Source organism: Nocardiopsis tropica, assembly GCF_042660575.1.
GTDB classification, from domain to species: domain Bacteria; phylum Actinomycetota; class Actinomycetes; order Streptosporangiales; family Streptosporangiaceae; genus Nocardiopsis; species Nocardiopsis tropica.
This window is the reverse complement of record NZ_JBHSUF010000007.1, coordinates 1-15,155: the sequence shown is the minus strand read 5'-3', so window position 1 is coordinate 15,155 and position 15,155 is coordinate 1. Positions and strand designations below refer to the sequence as shown.

Below are 15,155 nucleotides of genomic sequence, written 5' to 3'. Positions count from 1 at the left end.
TCGGCACGTCCCGCGGGGGACGGCCGGTTCCGGACACACGAAAGGGCGCGGCCCGGTGGTCGCGCCCTGTGCGGGGTCCGGCGGGGCCCGTACGGCCCTCGCCGACCGGGGAGCGGGTCGGGGCTCCCCGTCGGTGGACGGTCAGTCGGCGCGCGGTGCGGCGAGTGCCTCGGAGACCGTGGTGAAGACGGGGATGCGCGTGTCGAGCGACGTCACCCGCAGTGTCTGCATCACCCGGTGGATGGGCGAGGCGATGGCGAGGAGCGCCTGCTGCTCCTTGGCCGCCTTGTGCGCCCGGATGAGGACGCGCAGACCGCTGGAGTCGATGAACCGCAGGTCGGAGCAGTCCAGTACGACCCGCCCGAACGGCTGAGTGGTCAGGGCCTGGGTCACCGCCTCCTGGAAGCGGTGCTCGGTGGCCATGTCGATCTCCCCGTCCAGCGCCAGAACGCGCCCGGCGTCGTGCAGGGTGGAGGAGATGTTCAGGTCGGGCATTGCGACTCCGGCGTATTCGGGACGTGCCCGATGGGTCGGCGAGGCGGGCCGTACGCCGCTCCATGAGCGTGCGTCGACCGGCGCGTTCGCCGCGTTACCGCGGTGGCCAAGCTGATGGTTCATCGAGTTCCTTGCGTGGTGCCCCGGGCTGGGTCCGGGAACGAAACGCCTTCTCACCTGGGTGTCCTGGGGGTTCCGCGTGAAGCACGGATGCCCGTCGAACGTGCGAACCCGGGTCGAAAGTTCCTGGACGCGTCCTGTCCCGCCGCCGGCGGCGGAGGACGCGTGGTGCGTCGTCGGACGCGTCGCTTGTCGCTTCGGGCCACTCCCAGCCCTCTGCAACTGTGAACCCGCCCGTGGGAGCGGGCATTCCCCTCGCGGTCGAGGAGTGGACTTCCGGGGCGGTGGAATCGCGGCCGTCCCCGTGTGCCGGGCGGTCGGTCACCGGGATCCCCAGGGGCCCCGGCAGGCGCCATGTTCCTCTAACGGACCCGCCCAGCCTCGGACTTTACCATAGGGCCGTGGCCGATTCGTGACGTGAGCGACGCAAGGTCGTGCTCGTGCTGTTTGCTCTTCCTGTGCCTCATGAGGCACAGATCACAAGCAGTGGGCGTTCTCGGTCGGTTGACGGCCGGGTGTCTGGTCCAGGTCCTCCTGCTGGACCGCCCACACGCACGCGGAAAGCGTCAGGGGAACCGCCACGGTGAGGGCGATCGCGGGGATCGCCACCCCCGAGTCGTTGGCCGCGAACCCCGCGAGGGCCGTCACCAGTGAGCCGGTGAGGCCGGCCCGGAGTGTCGGCGCGTACTCGTAGGCGCGCTGGAGCGCCCCGATCCGCCACTTGGTCGGCCGGTTGAGCACCACGAACAGGAACACCAGGGCGCAGGCCGCGAGCAGCGTGAGCTGCCAGTTGCCGAGGGTCCCCAGCATCGCGCCGAGCTTGCGCGCCAGCACGGTCCCGGCCTCGCCGTTCACCACCTGGGCCGCGAACGCCCCCAGGTGGCTGCGCTCCTCCGGCGGGCGCAGGTAGTCCCGCCACGAGAGCAGCGAGATCGCCGCGACCGCCACCGCCCCCACGGCCACCAGCCGCAGGGGGGTGACCCTCACCCCGGCGATCATCATCGTCGTCACCGCGAGTCCCGGGACCAGGGCGATCACCCCGCCGAAGTCGGTGCCCAGCCCGGGCCAGCCGACGATGAGCACGGACGCGGTGCCGACCGCCAGGGTCGTCGCCACGGCCGCGCGCCGCCGGCCCCGGGCGATCAGCCCGTGGGCGATCCCGGCGACCGCCATGAGCATGCCGGTCGCGAACGTCGCGAAGGCGATGTTGCCTATCCCGTAGAACCGCCCGCCCACGATCGGCGAGTAGCCCGTCGGCGAGTTCATCTGCAGGTTCGCCCCGAAGCACAGGTCGAGGAAGAGCACCGCCGTGGTCGCGCCCGCGACGACCGTCATCGGTCCCAGGATGCTCCGGCGCCACGGTCCGGCCACGGCCAGCGCCACCACCAGGGCGTCGGCGGTCACCACGCAGGCGAGCAGCGCCACCAGCGGGCTCCCGGAGGCCCACCACGGGATGAGGTTGGCCAGGTAGCTGGCGACGGGGAAGGCGGCGCCCGCGAGCGCGACGATCCGCGTCACCGACAGGACCAGGGCGCGCTTGCCGCGCTGGCGGCCCGAGTACCGGTGCAGGGCGTAGGCCGCCGCCGCGTAGATGAGGAGCTGGAAGGCGACCAGTCCGCTGAAGAAGCCGGGGATCGCCGCGCCCACGACCACCGCCGCCGTGTTGAAGTCCACCAGGCGCACGAGGGCCTGCTCGACCGACGGCGGACGCTCGGCCAGGTGCCAGACCCGCCCGCTGGTGGGCTCCGTCGCCCTGAGCCCCAGCGCCGTGAGGACGGTCGGCGTGGTGTCGGTGAGGGCCACGAGCCCCGGGCGCCGGGTCGACTCCGACGCCAGGTACGACTCGCTCCCGGAGAACCCGTCCTCGGTGATCTCCCCGGACAGGGCCACGGTGAGCTGGGAGGGACCGGTGTCCATGGACACACCGACGACCATGAGGGACGAGCCGACCGGCAGGATCCGCTCCAGGGCCCTCAGCCGTCCGTCGAGGTCGGCCAGCGCCTCCTCACGCGCCCATTCCGGCACGTCCTCCGGGTCGGGTTCGGGGGGCTCCTCCGCACCGTCCGTCTCCCGTTCCCGCGGGGGGTCGGGGTACAGCCGGGTGAGCTCGGGCAGTTCCACGGCGGCCAGGGACACGCCCTCCAGGCGTTCCGTGGTCAGGTCGAGCGGCCCGTCGGCGTAGTGGTCGACGCGGCCGGAGGTGTCGGCGACGCCGAGGGCGGCGCCGGGGCCCGCCGCCAGGGTGGTTCCGCCGGAGTCCCGCACCGTCTCCCCGAGCAGGCCGACGGGGGCGGAGAAGGCCGAGCGCTCGTTCAGCCGCACGTAGGAGTCGAACCCGGGGACCACCGCGCCCGAACCGTCGCCCTCGGGTTCGGGCGCCGCCTCGCACACGGTGAAGCGCTCGCGCTCGGACAGGGCGCGCTGCCCGGCCGACACCGACAGCCAGCCGTCCGTCGGGCAGGTGCGGGAGGTGGCGCTGCGGATCGACACGTTGCCGATGGCGCCCTCCTCGGCCATCCCCCACAGCGTCGGTGTGTGCTCCGGGGTCACGTCCTGCCACAGCAGTCCCGGTACGCCCACGAGGACCACCGGACCGCCGCGCCGGTCCGTCAGATCGGGGCCGCCCCCGGCCCGGGGAACCTCTGCGGAGGCGGACGCCGCGGGTGTCCGGGGCTCCGCGGCCGCCGTCGGCGCGGCGGCGCACAGCAGGACCGCCCCGGACAGGACGAGCGGACCCAGGCGCGCCCCCCAGCGCGCCGCCGTCCGTGTGACGAGCCGTCGTGGCATGGCGAACCCCCCAGTCGCGCTCAGCCGGACTGGCCACGATAGTGACCATCCGCGCCCGGTAGGGGGACCCGCGCCCGCCGGGCGCGTGGCCCGGGCCCATCGGCCCGAACCGCCCCCGAGGGACGGCCCGGCGCGGGACCGCCGCACCGGTCAGCCGGTGATGCCCCACTCCCGGAGGGTCGTGCCGGTGTCGGGCCGCTCGCGTCCGCGGGTGACACCGCCGGGCGTCCGGTCGAAGCGCGGGGCCGGACCGGGGACCACCCGGGACCCGTGGCGGACCAGGGTCCCGCGGGCCCGCACGTGCGGATGGTCGGGGGCCTCCTCCAGGGACAGGACCGGCATCACGCACGCGTCGACGCCGTCGAACACCGCCGCCCACTCGTCGCGGCTCCTGGTGCGCAGGACCTCCGCGAAGCGCTCGCGCAGCCGGGGCCAGCCGTCCCGGTCCCACTGGCCGGGGAGGTCCTCGCCGGTCAGGCCCAGACCTGCCAGGAACGCGGAGTAGAACTGGGGCTCGATGCAGCCCACCGACACGTGCCCGCCGTCCGAGCACTCGTACACGTCGTACCAGGGGGCGCCCGTGTCCAGGTAGTTCGTGCCGCGCTCGTCGCTCCACGCGCCGCGCGCCCGGTCCTCGTGGACCATCGACATGAGCAGGGAGCTGCCGTCCACCATGGCGGCGTCCACGACCTGGCCCCGGCCGGAGGACTGCCGTTCGACCAGGGCGGCCAGGATCCCGGTGACCGCGAACATGGTGCCCCCGGCGAAGTCGCCGAGGAGGTTGATCGGCGGCACAGGCGGGCCGCCCGCGCGTCCGATGGCGTGGAGGGCGCCGTTGACGGAGACGTAGTTCATGTCGTGTCCGGCGGTGCGGGCGAGCGGGCCGTCCTGGCCCCAGCCGGTGACCCGCGCGAACACCAGGCGGGGGTTGAGCGCGAGGCACGCGTCGGGGCCGAGCCCGAGGCGTTCCATGACCCCGGGACGGAAGCCCTCCAGGAGGACGTCGGCGCGGGCGACCAGGTCGCGGGCGAGGGCGCGCCCCCCGTCGGTCTTGAGGTCGGCGCCCAGAACGGTGCGCCCCTCGCTCATGTGGGGGCCGTCGGCCCCGGCGTTCACGGCATCGGCGGCCGGGGGGCGGTCCAGGCGGATGACACTGGCACCCAGGTCGGCGAGGAGCATCCCGGCCATCGGCGCGGGGCCGATCCCGGTGAACTCGACGACACGGATTCCGGTGAGGGGTCCCATGGGTGCGGGCCTCCAGCTGAGAGAGCGATCTAGAACGTGGTTCGGTTCATTGTGCAGGCTCCGTGCGGAGGGCGCCACAGCGGCACCGCACAAGACCGTTGAAGGAGAAAAGGAAGAAGGGTAACTAAAACCGGCAGAAGGAAAATCATTTCGGCTGATTAAAAACGCGAACCACAATGGGTGTTAATGTGTCCGTGCTCGTGGGAGAGAGCCGCGAAGCCGCGTGGAGATCCCGCGGACCGCCGTCGCCATCAGCGGAGACGGCTCCAGGGGCAGCCCTACCCGGGCGAAACCGGAGAAACCCGAACCACCCCTTTTCCGAGAAGGATGCAGCCGCCATGCCCGCTACCCCGAAGAAGCGCACGCGCCGTGCCAAAGGCCGACGGCGAGCACGGGGCGGACTCCCGCGCCCGTTCATGGCCGTCGCGGTCGCGGGGGCCGTCGCCGTCGCCGCCGTGGGGACCGCCTTCGCCATGGACCGCGGCGTGGTCCTCGACGCCAACGGCGACGAGCGGACCGTGCACACCTTCGGCGGCACGGTCCAGGACGTCCTCGACTCCGCGGGCGTCACACCGGGGAAGGGCGACCTCGTCGTCCCGCCCCCCGAGACCCCGATCGCCTCCGGCGACCACGTGGTCCTGCGCTCCCCGCGCGAGCTGGTCCTCGAACTCGACGGCCACCGGCACGACCACAGCGTCCACGCGCTCACCCTCGACGAGGCACTCCGCGAGATCGGCCTGGACCCCGAGGGGGTCGAACTGTCCGAGGACCGGGACACCCCCGTCCCCGAGGGCGGCCTCACCGTCACCGCCGAACGGGCGCCGCGCATGGTCGTCATGTACGACACCGTGCGCACCGAGACGAGGACCACCGGGGCGACGGTCGCCGACGTCCTCCTCTCCGCCGGGGTGGCCCCCGGCGAGCACGACATCGTCTCGCCCGCCCCGGACGAGCCGGCCGAGCCCGAGATGGTCGTCGAGATCACCCCCGTCGTCGGCGAACCCGTCACGGAGGAGAAGGCCATCACGGCCGAGACCGTCGAGCGGGACAACCCCGACCTGCCCGAGGGGGAGCGCAAGGTCGTCACCGAACCCGTGGACGGGCTCCGGAGGGTCACCACCGCCACCGTCCTGCTCGACGGCGAGGAGGTTCCGCACGAGCTCCGGAACGAGGTCGTCACCGAACCCGTCGAGGGGCTCGTCGAGATCGGCACCGCGCCCCCCGCCGGCGGGGGAGCGGCCGCCGACCTCAACTGGGCAGCCCTCGCCCAGTGCGAGTCGGGCGGCGACGCCGGGGCCGTCAACTCCGCGGGCGGCTACTACGGCCTCTACCAGTTCAGCGCCGCCACCTGGCAGTCGGTGGGCGGGACCGGGCTGCCCTCCGACGCCGGCGCGTCGGAGCAGACCCGGCGCGCACAGCGGCTCTACGACGCCGTCGGCGGCAACTGGCGGAGCCAGTGGCCCCACTGCGGCGCCCACCTCTTCGAATAGGGGGAAGGGCCCCGCCCGGACCGGCCGCCGGGGCAGCGGGCGGGAGCTGGCAAGATGTGGGGGTGACACAGACACCCGCACCCGACGACCGCTCCCGCCTGCTGACGCCCGCCGACGTGCGGGCGCTCGCCGAGCGGTTCGGCATCAGGCCCACCAAGACCCTGGGCCAGAACTTCGTCATCGACCACGGCACCGTCCGCCGCATCGTCCGGGTCGCGGGCGTCACCGACGAGGACGTCGTGGCCGAGGTCGGACCGGGCCTGGGCTCGCTCACCCTGGCACTGCTCCCGCACGTGCGCCACGTGACCGCCATCGAGATCGATCCGGCGCTCGCCGCCGCCCTCCCCGGAACCGTCGCCGACCACGCGCCCGAGCTGGCCGACCGGCTCACCGTCGTCCCCGGGGACGCCATGCGCATCTCCGAGGTGCCCGGCCCCGCACCCACCGCACTGGTGGCCAACCTGCCCTACAACGTGTCGGTGCCCGTTCTGCTGCACCTGCTCGAACTCCTGCCCAGCCTCCGGCGGGTCCTGGTCATGGTGCAGGCCGAGGTGGCCGACAGGATCACCGCGACCCCCGGCGGGCGCATCTACGGGGTCCCCTCCGCCAAGGTCGCCTGGTACGCCCGGGCACGGCGCGCCGGCTCGGTCGGACGCAACGTGTTCTGGCCCGCCCCCAACGTCGACTCCGGGCTCGTCGAACTCGTCCGCCGCCCCCGGCCCGACACGAAGGCCACCCGCAAGGAGGTCTTCGCCGTGATCGACGCGGCCTTCGCCCAGCGCCGCAAGACCCTGAGGGCCGCCCTGGCCGGTTGGGCCGGGTCCGCCCCCGCCGCCGAGACCGCGCTCCGGGCCGCGGGCGTGGACCCGGGCGCCCGCGGGGAGTCCCTCGACGTGGCCGGGTTCGCGGCCATCGCCGAGCAGCGCCCCGCCGCCGGATAGCCCCGGGCCGCGGCCGGACGCGTCCCGGGTGTGCGCACGCCGAAGGGCGCCGCCCCCGTCGGCCGGCGCCCTTCGGCCCGCGCTCCCCGGCCCCCACGGGACCGGGCTCCCGCGCGTCAGTCCTTCGCCCCGCCCGGGCCGTCCGCCACCGCCCCCTCCTTCCGCGACCGCCGCGTGAGCACGCGGGCCACCCCGGCCACCCCCAGGCCGACGGCCAGGACCGGCAGCACCCAGACCACGTCGAACTCCCAGTCGCCGGTGCCGCGCACGGCGAACGCGACCGCGAGGGAGAGGAACAGCAGCCCCGCCACGAACGAGCCCCAGTCGGTCCTACGCTTCGCCATGCCGTACCTCCACTACCCCGACCCGAGAATCGGTGCGCACGTTGATCAACGGGGGTTCGGCCCCGTCGCCGTCCGCCGGACCTTCCGCCGCGCCGCCGGGCGCGGGGACCGGGACGGGTTCGTACACCTCCTCGTGGACGAGGGAGTGCCCGACCAGCTCACCACCGTCCCCCGTGCCTCCGAGGTCCACCATCCCGAGGCCGACGTCCGCAGTGAACGCGACGCGGACGTCCTCCGGAAGGAGGACCTCCAGATGGCCGGCGCCCACGCTCAGCGACACGTCGGCGGTCTCGCCGGGCCCCAGGTCCCCGATGCCGGTCAGGTCCAGGGTCCCCGAGCCCACGGTGAGCAGGTGGTCGCCCGCCTCGGCCTCGGCGACCGTGGCCGGACGCCAGGTCTCCCCGCCGATCCGCACCCGGGTGAGGTCGGTCACCGACGCCAGCGCGAGCGCCAGGGCGGCCACCAGCCCCATGGACACCAGGCCGCGGGGATCGCCGGCCCAGGCGCCGACCAGCGAGCAGAGGCCGATCACCGCCAGGACCCCGGCGAGGAAGAACACGCCCGTCTCCGGACCGAACAGCAGCGTCGCCGTCTGCGCGCTCCACAGCGAGGACGACCAGCCGAACACGGCCAACGGGACCAGGACGGCCCCGGCGACGACCGTCCACAGGGCGAACGACGCCAGCGGCGCACCCCTGCGGCACGTCCCGCCGGTGTCCCGGTCCGGGTCGACGGCGGAGGAACCGCCGCCCCCGTGCCGTCCGCCGGGCCCCTCCTCCGCGTCGTCGTCCTCCCCCGCCGCTCCCGACCCGTCGGCGTGCGCGGAACGCTCCGCCACCACCGCCAGGTCCACCGGGCCCTGCGGGGCGGACGCCCACGGCTGGGCCGGGTTGTAGTAGGTCGGGGACGGCCCCGACACCGGGGCCGCGGGCGGCGGCTCCTTCGACGCCAGGTCCTGCCGCAGTTCCGCGAACGCCGCCCGCAGGTCCACCCCGCGGTTGCGCGCCGTCAGCAGCCCCAGCACCAGCGGTACCGCCAGCACCAGGGTCGACCACCCCAGGCCGCCCACCAGGCTGAACGCCGTCGCCACCGCCAACCCGACGGCCAGCAGCTTCGGCACCGCACGCGAGGGGAAGCTCCGGTTCAGCATCTGCTCGAACGTCGCCGGCCCTCCCTCCGGCCCGCGCATCAGCATCCACGCGCCGGTGTAGAGCAGCAGGCCGGCGCCCCCGGCGAACGCGGTCAGCACGAACCCCGTCCGCCACACCACGGGATCGACCCCCGTGTACCGGCCCAGGCCCGCGCACACACCGGCGAGGACCCGGTCCTCGTCCCCCTTGCGGATCTCGCGCCCCGAAGCCTCCGGGCGCGCCTCGGCGGCGGCCCGGGGCACGCCCTCCGCGGCTCCCGGGGAACCGGGCGCCGGGAACGCGCCGCCCCCCGGACCGCCGGGAGTCGGATCGTCAGCCATGGTCACTCACCGCACTTTCCTCACCCACCCATGGTCACCCGAAACCACGCGCCACGGCATCCGGGACGACCCTGAACACACCCTGACCGGGGCCAGGGCAGGACCAGGGACGCGCCCCGGATGCCGAACACCTCCCACGGAGGGCATCCTGGAGCACAGGACACACGAGCGGCGCGCACACCCCGCGCCACGCGACGGAAAGCGGTGATCGGGCGGTGGCAGCAACGGCCGCGGACACCCCGCGGCTCACCCGCGCGGTGGAAGGCAGGCTCCTCGGAGGGGTCGCCGCCGGACTGGCCCGGCACCTCGGACTCGACCCGGTGGTCGTCCGCCTCGCCTTCATGGCCCTGTCCGTCGGCGGCATGGGCCTCGCCGTGTACGTCGCCCTGTACTTCTTCGTCCCCGCCGACCCGGAGGACGGGGACGAGCGCGGACCCGGTGAGGCGGAGGGCCGGCGCAAGGGCCGCGACATCTCCCAACTGATCGCCTACGTCGGCCTCGCCGCGGCGCTCGGCTTCCTGTTCCTGCTCTTCGGCGGGGTGTTCGACCCCCTGCTCTGGTTCGTGGTGTTCGGGACGCTCGGAGGGATCATCCTCTGGCAGCAGGCCAACCCCTCCCAGCGCGACGAGTGGATGACCAGCGCCGTCGGCAGGGGGGACCGGGGCGGCAAGGGCGTCATGCGCGCCGGGACGGGCGTCCTCCTGGTCGTGGTCGGCGTCATCGGCTTCCTCGTCTTCCAGGAACAGCTCCAGAACGCCCGCGCCGGCCTGACCTTCGCCTTCACCCTCCTCGCCGGGGTCTCCCTGATCGCCGCGCCGTGGATCATCGGACTGGTCCGCGAACGCGACCAGGAGCGCCGCGAGCGCATCCGCAACGCCGAGCGCGCCGAACTCGCCGCCCACATCCACGACTCCGTCCTGCACACCCTCACGCTCATCCAGCGCCGGGCCGAGGACCCGCGGGAGGTCCAGCGCCTCGCCCGCGTCCAGGAGCGGGCCCTGCGCAGCTGGCTCTACCAGCGGCCCGCCGACGCCGACACCACCGTGTCGCCCGCGCTCGAACGCGTCGCGGCCGAGGTCGAGGAGGAGCACGGCGTTCCCATCGAGGTGGTGTGCGTGGGCGACTGCCCCATGGACGACGCCCTCTCCGCGATGCTCCGCGCCGCCCGCGAGGCCATGGTCAACGCCTCCAAGTACGCGGGCACCGACAGCATCTCCGTGTTCGGCGAGGTCGACCAGGACGAGGTGCTCGTGTTCGTCCGCGACCGGGGCGCCGGGTTCGACATGGACGACATCCCCGAGGACCGCATGGGCGTGCGCGGATCCATCCTCGGCCGGATGGAGCGCCACGGCGGCTCCGCGCGCATCCGCACCGGTCCGGGCGAGGGCACCGAGGTGCAGCTCCGCATGGCCCGCATCCCGGAGGCGTAGCGCCGGCCGGAGCCGAGAGGGAGGACCCCGGGGCGCCGTCCGCCGACCGGATGCGGACAACGGGCGCCGCGACCCCCGGCGCCGCTGTCCCCCGCCCCCCGACGTGGGTAGAGTCCAGGGTGTGGGAGACGAGAGCACGACCTTCAGTGACGGTGACGCGGTGCCCCGCGTCGTGATCGTGGACGACCACCGGCTGTTCCGCAGCGGGGTACGTGGCGAACTGGGCGACGCCGTCGACGTCGTCGGGGAGGCAGGGGACGTCGACAGCGCCGTGCACGTCATCGGGGAGCAGAAGCCCGACCTCGTCCTCCTGGACGTCCACCTGCCCGGCGGCGGCGGTGTGGAGGTGCTGCGCAGGGTCCTGTCACAGCACCCGCAGATCCGCTTCCTCGCGCTGTCGGTCTCCGACGCGGCGGAGGACGTCATCGGCGTGGTGCGGGGCGGCGCCCGCGGCTACGTCACCAAGACCATCTCCGGCAAGGAGCTGGCCAACGCCATCGTGCGCGTGGCCGACGGCGACGCGGTCTTCTCGCCGCGCCTGGCCGGTTTCGTGCTGGACGCGTTCTCCGCGACCGACGCCCCGCCGGTCGACCCCGAGCTGGACCGCCTCACCCAGCGCGAGCGCGAGGTGCTGCGGCACATCGCGCGCGGCTACGCGTACAAAGAGGTGGCCAAGGAGCTGTTCATCTCCGTCAAGACGGTGGAGACGCACGTGTCCTCGGTCCTGCGCAAGCTCCAGCTCTCCAACCGGCACGAGCTGAGCAGGTGGGCGACGGCCCGACGGCTCGTCTGACGCGCTTCCGCCGGGGCGGGGCCCGCCCCGGCCGGAGGGACGCCGCGTACCCGCCGTGCGAACGGCGACGGCGGCCGCCCCCCCGGGGGCGACCGCCGTCGGCGCGTCAGCGCAGGGAGTCCATCATCCTGGTGAGGAACTCCGCCTCCGCCACCCCCGTGACCACCCGGGCGGGCCGGCGGTCGTCGGCCCCCGGACGCGGGCGCAGGTCGGCGACGGTCATCCCGCGCGTGAGCCCGCCGGACAGCTCCACCCGCAGCGGCGCCTCGAACGAGTCCGTCACCAGGTGCCCGTCCACCAGGACCGCGGCGGCCAGCGGATCGTGCATCGCGCACTGGCGGACGCCGAAGATCCCCGTGTAGAAGTCCGCGTAGAAGTCCAGGAACGCCGACGTGCGCTCGGCGCGCTCACCCGGCACCGACCGCAGGTCGGACAGCCACTCGGGCGTCGCCACCGTCTTCATGGTGATGTCCAGCGCCACCAGGTCCAGGTCGAACCCGGCCGCGAACACCGCCTCCGCGGCCTCGGGGTCGTTGTTGATGTTCGCCTCGGCGTGCGAGGTCACGTTGCCGGGGGCCCGCACCGCGCCCCCCATCACCACGAGGCGCCGCACCAGCTCCGGCAGCCGCGGCTCCAGCCCCAGCGCGATCGCGATGTTGGTGAGCGGGCCCACCGCCAGGACGTCGATCTCCCCCGGGGCCTCGCGGACCAGCCGCACCAGCAGCTCGGCAGCGGACTCCGCGACCGGCTTGCCCGCGGGCGCGGGCAGCTCCACGTCGCCCAGGCCGTTGCCGCCGTGGACGTGCGCGGCGAGGCGGGGAGCCTGCACCAGCGGCCGGGCGGCGCCGACCGCCACGGGCACGTCCGGACGGCCGTACAGCTCCAGGAGCCGCAGCGCGTTGTCCGCCGTGATGTCGACGCTGTTGTTGCCGAAGACCGCACCGATCCCGACGATCTCCACCTCCGGGCGCGCGGCCAGGTAGGCGAGAGCGACGGCGTCGTCGATCCCCGGATCGCAGTCGACGAACACACGCATGGTCAAGGAAACTCCCCCCGAGACAACCGCGGTCCCCCACCGGGGACCCGTACCAAAACAGCCTAGGCCGCCGGTCAGCGCACTTTCACCCGCGAAACGGGCAGAGTGTGCGGAGGCGCCCCCGGTGACCGGGACACCGCCGTCCCCGGGCGGCCGTAACCTGGAGGAGTGTCCTCCCAAGAGCAGCTTCTCGAAGGTCTGAACGGTCCCCAGCGCGACGCCGTCACCCACAGCGGCGCACCGCTCCTGATCGTGGCGGGCGCCGGATCGGGCAAGACCCGCGTCCTGACGCACCGCATCGCCCACCTCATGGCCGAGCGCGGCGTCCGCCCCGGTGAGATCCTCGCGATCACCTTCACCAACAAGGCCGCCGCCGAGATGAAGGAGCGCATCCAGGCCCTCCTCGGCGTCCGTGCCGCGAACACCATGTGGACGATGACGTTCCACTCGGCGTGCGTGCGCATCCTGCGCAGGGAGGCGCACAGGCTCGGCTACCCCAGCAGCTTCACCATCTACGACTCCGCGGACTCCGCGCGGCTGATGCAGCTGGTCTGCAAGGAGATGGACCTCGACCCCAAGCGGTTCCCGCCCAAGTCGTTCTCCTTCCAGGTGTCCAACCTCAAGAACGAGCTGGTCGACTACGACACGGCCGCCGAGCAGGCCCAGACCGAGCAGGAGAAGAAGCTGGCGGAGGCCTACCAGCTCTACCAGCGGCGCCTGCACGAGGCGGGCGCCATGGACTTCGACGACCTGATCATGGTCACCGTCAACCTGTTCCAGATGTTCCCGGACGTCGCCGAGTACTACCGGCGCCGCTTCCGACACGTCATGGTCGACGAGTACCAGGACACCAACCACGCCCAGTACGCGTTCGTCCGCGAGCTGGTCGGCGCGGCCGAGGACTCCGACACCGGCGTGGTGCCGCCCGCCGAGCTGTGCGTGGTCGGCGACGCGGACCAGTCCATCTACGCGTTCCGCGGTGCGACCATCCGCAACATCCTGGAGTTCGAGCGGGACTTCCCCAGCGCGCGGACCATCCTCCTGGAGCAGAACTACCGCTCCACCCAGAACATCCTCTCGGCGGCCAACGCGGTCATCGACCGCAATGAGGGGCGTCCGGCCAAGAACCTGTGGTCCGAGCAGGGCGACGGCCCGGCCATCACCGGCTACGTCGCCGACAACGAGCACGACGAGGCCGCGTTCGTGGTCGGCGAGATCGACAAGCTCACCGACGAGGGCACGGTCACGCCCAGCCAGGTCGCCGTGTTCTACCGCACCAACGCGCAGTCCCGCGTGTTCGAGGACGTGTTCATCCGCACCGGCCTGCCGTACAAGATCGTCGGCGGCGTGCGCTTCTACGAGCGCAAGGAGATCCGCGACATCCTCGCCTACCTGCGGGTGCTGGCCAACCCCGAGGACACGGTCAGCCTGCGGCGCATCCTCAACGTGCCCAAGCGCGGGATCGGGGCGCGGGCGGAGGAGGCGGTGGAGCTGTTCGCCGCACGCGAGCGCATCTCCTTCTCCAGGGCGCTGCGCAGGGTGGACGAGGCGCCGGGGATCGCGACCCGCTCGGTCAAGGCGGTGCAGAACTTCACCGCCCTGCTCGACGAGCTGGCCGAGGCGGTGCCGGGCAGCACGCCCGCCGAGGTCGTCGAGGCGGTGCTGAGCAAGACCGGGTACCTCTCCGAGCTCGCCGAGTCCAAGGACCTCCAGGACGAGAGCCGGGTGGAGAACCTGGAGGAGTTCGTGGACGTGGCCAGGGAGTTCGAGCACACCTTCGCCGCGCTCCTGGAGGAGGAGCCCCCGGACGAGGACGAGGAGGACGGCGCCGTCCCCTCCGGCACCCTCGATCCCGGGGAGCCGACGCTGGTCGACTTCCTGGAGCGGATCTCCCTCGTCGCGGACACCGACCAGATCCCCGACGCGGACGACACCGGCGGCGTCGTCACCCTGATGACCCTGCACGCGGCCAAGGGGCTGGAGTTCCCCGCGGTGTTCCTCACCGGCATGGAGGACGGCGTCTTCCCGCACACCCGCACGCTGGGCGACAAGACGCAGCTTGAGGAGGAGCGGCGACTGGCCTATGTGGGCCTGACCCGCGCCCAGCGGCTCCTCTACGTCAGCCGCGCGGCGGTGCGCAGCGCCTGGGGGACGCCCTCCTACAACCCGGGTTCGCGGTTCCTGGACGAGATCCCCGCCTCCCTGGTCGACTGGCGCAGGGCGGAGTCCAGCCTGGCCGCCCCGCCCAGCCGCGGCATCGGCGGCGGGCGCGGTTCCGGAGGGTTCGGCAGCACCTTCGGAGGAGGTCCGCGCCGCGGCGCCGGCAAGGAGGCGCCGACGCTCGGCGTGGGCGACCTGGTCAACCACGACTCGTTCGGCATGGGCCGGGTACAGCTCGTCGAGGGCGCCGGCGACAAGACCAAGGCCCGCATCGACTTCGGCGCCGACATCGGCGAGAAGGACTTCCTCGTCAAGTACGCCCCGATCGAGAAGCTCTGACGCCGACGTGTGCCGGTGTGTCCCGGTCCCGCCCGCGCAGGCGGAGGGGAGCGGGACACACCACACGGACGGATTCCCCGGAACGCGTCACGAGGACTCCTACGCAGGGGTACAGTTGGTCAAGACCGAGCGAGACGGACGCGGAATCTCCGCGGACGGGCCGGTCCCTCCCAGAGTCATCACCGGTACGGTCCTCCGAGCCTCGCGGTTCGAGCACTGTTCGGGCCATGTAAACTCAGGGAGTCGCTTCAAAAGCCCAGTCCATTCGGACAAAAGCAGACGAAGCAAACGGGCTTTACCCCGATCAGAACCACCACAAACCGCCGATTTGGCGGGGCGCGGAACACCTGATAAAGTAAAGACACAACAAAGCGGAAACGCAGACGCCTTCCACGGAAGAGCAGACAGCCGGAACGGCTGGCGCTTGTACGGGAAGAGCGGTTGTTTCTTGAGAACTCAACAGCGCGTGTTTGATTTTCTTTAAGCCATGTTTGTTTTGGCCCC

Annotated in this window: 12 protein-coding genes; 5 read left to right on the top strand and 7 right to left on the bottom strand. The window is 72.9% G+C overall.

Annotated elements, in window-relative coordinates; genetic code table 11:
• Positions 1-141: 141 nt before the first annotated feature.
• The 3 genes from ACFQBR_RS12595 to ACFQBR_RS12585 all read right to left on the bottom strand — a co-directional run bounded on the left by ACFQBR_RS12595 (position 142) and on the right by ACFQBR_RS12585 (position 4,647).
• Positions 142-495 (bottom strand): STAS domain-containing protein, encoded by a 354-nt coding sequence (locus ACFQBR_RS12595; RefSeq protein WP_267946601.1) that lies wholly within the window; start codon positions 493-495, stop codon positions 142-144.
• A gap of 597 nt (positions 496-1,092) precedes the next feature.
• Entirely contained in the window at positions 1,093-3,402 is a 2,310-nt protein-coding gene (locus ACFQBR_RS12590; protein WP_344182050.1) for a hypothetical protein, read from the bottom strand.
• A gap of 150 nt (positions 3,403-3,552) precedes the next feature.
• Positions 3,553-4,647 carry a CaiB/BaiF CoA transferase family protein gene (locus ACFQBR_RS12585; RefSeq protein WP_267946599.1) on the bottom strand — a complete coding sequence of 365 codons (1,095 nt, stop codon included), beginning with the start codon at positions 4,645-4,647 and terminating at the stop codon, positions 3,553-3,555.
• A 338-nt stretch (positions 4,648-4,985) separates the two neighbouring features.
• Here ACFQBR_RS12585 and ACFQBR_RS12580 point away from each other — a divergent pair, with 338 nt between their 5' ends.
• Both ACFQBR_RS12580 and rsmA read left to right on the top strand, forming a co-directional pair.
• Entirely contained in the window at positions 4,986-6,137 is a 1,152-nt protein-coding gene (locus tag ACFQBR_RS12580; RefSeq protein WP_378553351.1) for a ubiquitin-like domain-containing protein, read from the top strand.
• 56 nt (positions 6,138-6,193) lie between these two features.
• The gene (gene rsmA / locus ACFQBR_RS12575; RefSeq protein WP_267946598.1) at positions 6,194-7,078 is read left to right on the top strand and encodes a 16S rRNA (adenine(1518)-N(6)/adenine(1519)-N(6))-dimethyltransferase RsmA; all 885 of its coding nucleotides are present in this window, start codon (positions 6,194-6,196) and stop codon (positions 7,076-7,078) included.
• 116 nt (positions 7,079-7,194) lie between these two features.
• Here rsmA and ACFQBR_RS12570 read toward each other — a convergent pair whose 3' ends face one another.
• Positions 7,195-7,422 (bottom strand): hypothetical protein, encoded by a 228-nt coding sequence (locus ACFQBR_RS12570; RefSeq protein WP_344182052.1) that lies wholly within the window; start codon positions 7,420-7,422, stop codon positions 7,195-7,197.
• Positions 7,409-8,899 carry a PspC domain-containing protein gene (locus ACFQBR_RS12565; protein WP_378553347.1) on the bottom strand — a complete coding sequence of 497 codons (1,491 nt, stop codon included), beginning with the start codon at positions 8,897-8,899 and terminating at the stop codon, positions 7,409-7,411. The genes ACFQBR_RS12570 and ACFQBR_RS12565 overlap by 14 nt, the downstream gene beginning before the upstream one ends.
• A 209-nt stretch (positions 8,900-9,108) precedes the next feature.
• Here ACFQBR_RS12565 and ACFQBR_RS12560 point away from each other — a divergent pair, with 209 nt between their 5' ends.
• Both ACFQBR_RS12560 and ACFQBR_RS12555 read left to right on the top strand, forming a co-directional pair.
• Positions 9,109-10,323 carry an ATP-binding protein gene (locus ACFQBR_RS12560; RefSeq protein ID WP_267946595.1) on the top strand — a complete coding sequence of 405 codons (1,215 nt, stop codon included), beginning with the start codon at positions 9,109-9,111 and terminating at the stop codon, positions 10,321-10,323.
• A 121-nt stretch (positions 10,324-10,444) separates the two neighbouring features.
• Positions 10,445-11,116, top strand: coding sequence for a response regulator (locus tag ACFQBR_RS12555; RefSeq protein ID WP_276567173.1), 672 nt, complete (start codon positions 10,445-10,447; stop codon positions 11,114-11,116).
• Between the two features lie 106 nt (positions 11,117-11,222).
• On the opposite strand, the gene ACFQBR_RS12550 is transcribed toward ACFQBR_RS12555, so the two are convergent.
• Positions 11,223-12,152 (bottom strand): nucleoside hydrolase, encoded by a 930-nt coding sequence (locus ACFQBR_RS12550; RefSeq protein ID WP_344182066.1) that lies wholly within the window; start codon positions 12,150-12,152, stop codon positions 11,223-11,225.
• Positions 12,153-12,320: 168 nt separating this feature from the next.
• Here ACFQBR_RS12550 and pcrA point away from each other — a divergent pair, with 168 nt between their 5' ends.
• Complete coding sequence (gene pcrA / locus ACFQBR_RS12545; RefSeq protein ID WP_355014136.1) at positions 12,321-14,651, top strand: DNA helicase PcrA; 2,331 nt, start codon at positions 12,321-12,323, stop codon at positions 14,649-14,651.
• Between the two features lie 248 nt (positions 14,652-14,899).
• Here pcrA and ACFQBR_RS12540 read toward each other — a convergent pair.
• A partial coding sequence (locus tag ACFQBR_RS12540; protein WP_355014137.1) for a hypothetical protein occupies positions 14,900-15,155 on the bottom strand: 256 nt, incomplete at its 5' end.

Excerpts from the sequence above, each read along its gene's own strand:
- ACFQBR_RS12580 (WP_378553351.1), top strand. The coding sequence starts at position 4,986 with ATGCCCGCTACCCCGAAGAAGCGCACGCGCCGTGCCAAAGGCCGACGG.
- ACFQBR_RS12590 (WP_344182050.1), bottom strand. The coding sequence starts at position 3,402 with ATGCCACGACGGCTCGTCACACGGACGGCGGCGCGCTGGGGGGCGCGC.
- ACFQBR_RS12570 (WP_344182052.1), bottom strand. The coding sequence starts at position 7,422 with ATGGCGAAGCGTAGGACCGACTGGGGCTCGTTCGTGGCGGGGCTGCTG.
- ACFQBR_RS12585 (WP_267946599.1), bottom strand. The coding sequence starts at position 4,647 with ATGGGACCCCTCACCGGAATCCGTGTCGTCGAGTTCACCGGGATCGGC.
- ACFQBR_RS12595 (WP_267946601.1), bottom strand. The coding sequence starts at position 495 with ATGCCCGACCTGAACATCTCCTCCACCCTGCACGACGCCGGGCGCGTT.
- ACFQBR_RS12550 (WP_344182066.1), bottom strand. The coding sequence starts at position 12,152 with ATGCGTGTGTTCGTCGACTGCGATCCGGGGATCGACGACGCCGTCGCT.